The sequence below is a fragment of the Kitasatospora sp. NPDC008050 genome (genome assembly GCF_042957465.1).
Classification (GTDB): Bacteria; Actinomycetota; Actinomycetes; order Streptomycetales; family Streptomycetaceae; genus Kitasatospora.
Genome location: NZ_JBIBIJ010000020.1, coordinates 74,497 through 80,145, shown reverse-complemented (window position 1 = coordinate 80,145; position 5,649 = coordinate 74,497). Strand labels below are relative to the sequence as shown.

At 72.9% G+C, this 5,649-nt stretch carries 6 protein-coding genes; 2 read left to right on the top strand and 4 right to left on the bottom strand.

The window, feature by feature from the left end; all coding sequences use genetic code 11:
* Nucleotides 1-111: 111 nt before the first annotated feature.
* The gene (locus ACFZB9_RS30695; protein ID WP_391452571.1) at nucleotides 112-2,427 is read right to left on the bottom strand and encodes an ATP-binding cassette domain-containing protein; all 2,316 of its coding nucleotides are present in this window, start codon (nucleotides 2,425-2,427) and stop codon (nucleotides 112-114) included.
* A 193-nt stretch (nucleotides 2,428-2,620) separates the two neighbouring features.
* The gene (locus ACFZB9_RS30690) at nucleotides 2,621-2,959 is read right to left on the bottom strand and encodes a DUF5132 domain-containing protein (protein WP_391452569.1); all 339 of its coding nucleotides are present in this window, start codon (nucleotides 2,957-2,959) and stop codon (nucleotides 2,621-2,623) included.
* Nucleotides 2,960-3,428: 469 nt separating this feature from the next.
* Between ACFZB9_RS30690 and ACFZB9_RS30685 the strand changes: the two genes are divergently transcribed.
* The gene (locus tag ACFZB9_RS30685) at nucleotides 3,429-3,758 is read left to right on the top strand and encodes a hypothetical protein (RefSeq protein ID WP_391452567.1); all 330 of its coding nucleotides are present in this window, start codon (nucleotides 3,429-3,431) and stop codon (nucleotides 3,756-3,758) included.
* 28 nt (nucleotides 3,759-3,786) lie between these two features.
* Here ACFZB9_RS30685 and ACFZB9_RS30680 read toward each other — a convergent pair whose 3' ends face one another.
* Nucleotides 3,787-3,957, bottom strand: a complete 171-nt coding sequence (locus tag ACFZB9_RS30680; protein WP_391452565.1) for a hypothetical protein — start codon at nucleotides 3,955-3,957, stop codon at nucleotides 3,787-3,789.
* A gap of 40 nt (nucleotides 3,958-3,997) precedes the next feature.
* On the opposite strand from ACFZB9_RS30680, the gene ACFZB9_RS30675 reads away from it, so the two are divergent.
* Complete coding sequence (locus ACFZB9_RS30675) at nucleotides 3,998-4,414, top strand: ATP-binding cassette domain-containing protein (RefSeq protein WP_391452563.1); 417 nt, start codon at nucleotides 3,998-4,000, stop codon at nucleotides 4,412-4,414.
* 5 nt (nucleotides 4,415-4,419) lie between these two features.
* Here ACFZB9_RS30675 and ACFZB9_RS30670 read toward each other — a convergent pair whose 3' ends face one another.
* Entirely contained in the window at nucleotides 4,420-5,505 is a 1,086-nt protein-coding gene (locus ACFZB9_RS30670) for an alpha/beta fold hydrolase (protein ID WP_391452561.1), read from the bottom strand.
* Between the last annotated feature and the right edge of the window lie 144 nt (nucleotides 5,506-5,649).

The window sequence follows — 5,649 nt, the reverse complement described above, 5'->3', positions numbered from 1 at the left end:
GGGGATACCTCCAGGAGTGTGGGCGGGCAGGCGCGCAGGACGTGCCGGGCCGCGCCGCGCCGACCGCGGTGGCGTCACGCGGTCGGCGGGCGGGGGCCGTTCTCTGCGGGGTCAGGCGGCGAGTTCGCCGGCCTGCAGCTGCCAGAGGGATGCGTAGAGCCGGTGCTGGGCGAGGAGTTCGTCGTGGGTGCCCTGCTCGGCGACGACGCCGCCCTTGTCCATGACGTAGATCCGGTCGGCGTGACGGACCGTGGAGAGGCGGTGGGCGATGACGAGCATCGTCCGGTCGGCCGCGAAGCTGCGCAGCGTGCGCTGGATGGCTGCCTCGGTCTCGTTGTCCACAGCGGAGGTGGCCTCGTCGAGGATGACGACCGGCGAGTCCTTGAGGATCGCGCGGGCCAGCGCGATCCGCTGCCGCTGGCCGCCGGAGAGCGCGGCGCCACGTTCGCCGATCAGGGTGTCGTAACCGTCCGGGAGCGTCGAGACGAAGGCGTGCGCCTCGGCCATGGTGGCGGCCCGGACCATCTCCTCGTCCGAGGCGTCGAAGCTGCCGTAGCGGATGTTGTCGGCGATGCTGCCGTCGAAGAGGAACGGGTCCTGGGCGACGAATCCGATGGCGTCGCGCAGGTCATGCCGCCGCAGGTCCCGGATGTCCTGGCCGTCGAGCAGCACCCGGCCGGAGTCCGCGTCCTGGAAGCGCATCAGCAGTCTGGCGATCGTCGTCTTGCCGGAGCCGGTGGCACCCACCAGGGCGGTCACCCGGCCGGCCGGGACGGTCAGCGAGAGGTCCCCCAGTGCCGCCGGCCGGCCGGGGTAGGCGAAGGTAATCCCGTCGAGGACGATCTCGCCCCGCACCTCGGCGGGGTCGAGCGCCCGGTCGCCGCCCTCGGCCTCGACGGGCAGGGCGTGCAGCCGCTGGATCCGGTCGTAGGAGGCGAGGGTGCGCTGGTACTGGTCGGCGATGCCGCCGAGCCGGCTCATCCGCATCAGCAGCATCTGGGGCAGCCCGATCAGCGGGCTGAACACCTCGAAGCGCAGGGTGCCGTTGAGCACCGAGCGACCACCGATCAGCAGGGTGCCGGCCATCGACGCCGTGGTGCAGGCCCGGATGGTCTCGGCGTGGCGGATCGTGCCCTGGTCGGTCTGCCGGCTGCTCTCCTGGACCTCCTCGCTCAGCCCGTCGATGCGCTCGGCCTCGTAGTCCTCGGTGCAGAAGCTCTTGACGGTCGCTCCCGCCTCCAGCGAGTTGATCACCTGGCTGCCCAGCCTGGCCCGGCGCTCGCCGGTGGCAGCGTAGTCGGCGGCCGCCTCGTCCTGGTAGCGCAGCGACAGCCAGGCGATGACCGGGATCGGCAGGAACGCGATCCAGGCGATCTGCGGGGCCAGCAGGAGGAAGGCCGGCACCAGGAGGACCAGGCTGGTGCCGAGTTGCAGCACGTCGTTGGCCGGGCCGGCGAAGAAGGTGCCCAGCTGGCCGACGTCGTTGGTGAGCGCGCCGGCCACCCGGCTGGTCCGCTCGCCCTCCAGGTGCCCCAGCTCGAAGTGCTGGACGTGCCGGTAGGTGCGGCTGCGCCAGTCGTGCTCGATCTCCTGGCCGAGCTGGCGCCACTGGAGGTTCGAGGCGTACGAGAGGCCCGCCACGGCAGCGCAGGCGACGGCCACCAGCCCGGCCAGGCCCCAGAGTTGGGCGGAGGCCGTGGTCAGGCCGAGGCTGACCAGCGGAGCCGCCTCGCCCTTGATGAGGACCAGGCCGGTCCAGCCGAGGAAGGTGCCGAGCGCCATCTCCGCGGCCTGGCAGGCGACGGACAGCGCGGCGGCCCGGTAGAGGCGGCGCCGGTGCGGTCCGACGATCTCCAGCAGGGGGTGGCGCTCGGCCCCCGGCCCAGCCGCCTCCCGCGAGGCGCCGGCCGTTCTGCGCCATGCCTTCCGGAGGACGACCGCGGTCGCCACGGCCACCCCGCCCACCGCCACCAGCTGCCGGGTCAGCGCCGACCCCCTGACCAGCGCGACCCCGGCCGCGACCCCACCGCCGACGGCGAGCGCGGGGCCCGCGATCCGGCTGCGGTCCGCCCGTGGAGCCGGTGCGGCTGGTGCGGCTGGTGCGGCCGCAGAGCCGGCCGGCACCGGACGCCCGGCACCGGTCGGGTCCTCCGCAATCAGGGCGACGGTTCTGCGGATGATCCGGCCGATGTCAGCGGCACGCACCCGCACGTCGTGGCGGACGAGCACCCCGCCGGTGACCGGGTTGGCCTGGGCTCCGGTGATGCCGGGAACGCGGCACAGCGCGGCGGCGAGGACCTGGGCCGTCCGGGGACGTCCGAGCACCAGCTTGACGTCCCAGCGCTGGCGGCCCGGGATGACCGAGCGCGGGCTCGCACCCGATTCCGTGGATCGGAATCCGGCTGCGGGAGCGAGTAGCGATGGCATGTGTACGATCACCTGTTTGCGGAAGTCGCGGGAAGCCGTCGCTGGAACGACGGTCATACGGCGACGAAGTGGAAAATTTCGAAGCGGCCACCCCCCGGCGGCGGGGCACCCTGCGAACGGCCGCCGCCAGGTCCGCCCCGCCGAAATCGATCGGCATGCGCGCCCGGTGGCGGCCGCAGGTCCTCACGGACCGTCAGTGCGCCTTTGCGGCGGCCGTACGGATCTTCGGGGTCCTCGCGTCCCCCTCGACGCGGTCGGCGACCTCGTCATTGGCGCCGTTCCCGGCGACGTGCTGGCTGTGGCCGGAGTGCGCTCCGGCGTCCTCGGTGGTGATCTGGGCGGCCATCACGTCGGCGGTCACCTCGGCGGCGAGGTCGTGGATGTTCTCCCCGGCCTCGTGGGCCGCCTTCTTCACCTCCATCACGATGCCGACGGACGTCTTGATGACTCCGCTGACCAGCGGCCTGAGCAGGCGCTTGGCCAGCGGCGCGACGATGAGGCCCACCAGGAAGGGCGGTACTAGGGGCGGCATGATGCTCCATCCTCTCCACGCATACGTACGACAGGGAACCCGGGCACGGCGAAACCGGAGGATCACAGAGCCAGGTAGGCGGAAGCATTCCATTTCGGAGTGCGAGATTCACCCACCGAACCGGATTCCCGAACAGCGGAACGCGCCGCCCCCGCCTCATAGCCACCGTAGTCGAACCACACGCGCCAGAGCCAAGCGGCTTCCGTCCGGTTCACTCATGTGAGTGTTTATGGATTCCTCCCATGACCTGAACTGCAGCGCACCCGAATATCGCTCGATATTATTACCCGATTGCCAGCAATAAAGGCAGTGGTGATTCCTTCCCCCTGAACGGGTGAATCGGGATGACCCGTGCCAGCCGCCCCGGACGGCTCCCGCCCAGCCTCCGCGCGGCCCCGGCCGCTCGAACGCGCTTGCCGCGCAAGTCTGTTGGGCCACCGAGCACAAGCCGCGATGACACCATGGCGCCATGCCCCGACCCACCCCTCCGGTCGTCCTGGCGGCCGCGGTCACCACCTCGGCCGTCGCACTGAGCGGATGCGGCGGCGCCGCCTCCTCGACGACCACCCCCCTGGTGGAGCACGGCACCGTCCGGATCGCCGAGTCCAGCGAGATCCCGAGCTTCGATCCGTACTCCGCCTTCGGTGCCTCCCAAGCCCGCTACGCCTACGACTCGCTGGTGAACCTCGCTCCCGACGGCACCCTGGTCACCGGCCTGGCCTCCTCATGGCAGGCCACCGCCACCACGGCCGCCTTCACCCACCGCCCGGGCGTCACCTGCTCCGACGGCACCCCCTGACCGCTTCGGCGGTGACCCGTGCGCTCACCTACGCGGAGGCCCCGGCCAACCAGCCGGCCGGGAGGTCCGCACCCGCACCGTCCGCGACCGGCGCCGGCTCGGCCGCCTCGTCCAGGTCGTGTTCCAGGACCCGGACACCGCGCTGGACCCTCGGATGACGGCCCGTCAGGCGCTCGTCGAGGCCGCCACCGTCTTCCACCGTCTTCCACCGGCTCGACCGGCCCGCCCGGGCCGCGCGCGTGGCCGAGTTGCTCGGCCTCGTCGGCCTGGACCCCTCGCTCGCCGACCGCCTGCCGAGGCAGCTGTCCGGCGGCCAGCGCCAGCGGGTCGCCCTCGCCCGCGCCCTGGCCGTCGAACCCGGCCTGCTGATCGCCGACGAGGCCACCTCGGCACTCGACGTCTCGGTGCAGGCCGCCGTCCTGAACACGATCCGCGCCCTCCAGCGGCGGCTCGGGCTGTCCGTGCTGTTCATCGGCCACAACCTGCCGGCCGTCTGCCACGTCTCCGACACGGTGGCGGTCATGCGGCACGGCCGGATCGTCGAGACCGCCCCCACCACCGTCCTGCTGCGCGCCCCGCAGCACCCGTACACCCGGGCCCTGATCGCCGCCGTGCCGACCCTGCGGGTGCCCCCGCCCGGACAACGGCTGCCGTGACCGCCTCACCGGCCGCCGGCCGCCCTCAGCTCCCGCACCAGACCCTCGACCACGCCGACCACGAACTCCGGTGCCTCGCACGGGAATTCGTGGCCTGTCCCGTCCGGCGCGTGCACCAGCCGGGAGGCCGTCGACGCCGCCAGATACCGGACTCTGCTCCGGAGGTAGAACCGGCTGATCCGCTCGGCCTCGGCCGCGTCCCGGGCCAGGGCCAGCACCGCCTCGCCCCCGATGAGGTCACGGGGCACCACAAGCAGCAGCGGCAGGCTCCCGAGATCCCCGTCGTACACCACGGTCTCCCAGCCGACCCTCGCGAGTCCGGACGGCGACAGCTCGGCGAAGGCCGACGCGGCGGCGCAGCCCCGCCCAGCCCGGTCCACCGGGGCGGGACCGGCTCCGAACAGCTGCCGCACCGCCATCCACAGGAAGCCCCGGCGCATCGCCGCGAGCTGTCCGCCGGGCGGTCCGAAGGCGATGACCTCCAGGGGTGTCGGGTCGAGCAGCACGAGCCCGGCGACCAGGTCCGGCCGCCGCCGCGCGGCGTTCGCCACCAGCAGTCCGCCGAAGGAGTGGCCGACGAACACGTAGGGGCCCCGCTCCCCCGCCCCCTCCAGCGCCGCCAGCAGTTCCTCCGCCTCACCCGCCGTCGTCCGGGGGAAGGGCCCGACGTCGCTCCAGCCCGTCCCGAAACGGTCGACCAGCACCGACCGGGTACGGCCGGCCAGTACCGCGTGCAGCTCCCGGAACTCCGCGCCGGGGGCGTGCCCGCCAGGCATCCAGACCACCGTCGGGCCGCCCCCGGCCTCCCCCTCGCCCAGGACGTGCATCCGGTGACCGCCGACCTCCACCAGCCGCCCCGGCGGCTGATCCGCCCGCTCCCCCCGGGCCAGCAGCACCAGGTGCCGCACGGCACCCGCCGCCAGCAACGCGCCGCCGGCCACCACCAGGCCACCGAGCACCCGCGCCCAAGCCCCGCCCACCCCGATCAGCCCGGCGCCCGCCCCCAGCACCAGCACGGCCACCGGCACCCCGAGCCAGTCCCGGCTCAGCAGTGCGAGCAAGGAGTCCGCGACCCGTCCATCCCGCTGCATGGGCCCTCCGCAAAGGTGTTCGAGAATCGGCCACCGCCAGTATCCGCCCCTGCCGTCCGTCCCGCTCCGACCGCATCGAATCAAATCGAAATGGCGGCCGGAACCGTCAATCTGCCAATGAATCGATCGCACTTGCGGATTGAA

Bases quoted from the DNA above. Each gene is read 5' to 3' on its own strand.
- ACFZB9_RS30685 (WP_391452567.1), top strand. From the start codon at position 3,429: ATGCCCCGACCCACCCCTCCGGTCGTCCTGGCGGCCGCGGTCACCACC.
- ACFZB9_RS30695 (WP_391452571.1), bottom strand. From the start codon at position 2,427: ATGCCATCGCTACTCGCTCCCGCAGCCGGATTCCGATCCACGGAATCG.
- ACFZB9_RS30690 (WP_391452569.1), bottom strand. From the start codon at position 2,959: ATGCCGCCCCTAGTACCGCCCTTCCTGGTGGGCCTCATCGTCGCGCCG.
- ACFZB9_RS30670 (WP_391452561.1), bottom strand. From the start codon at position 5,505: ATGCAGCGGGATGGACGGGTCGCGGACTCCTTGCTCGCACTGCTGAGC.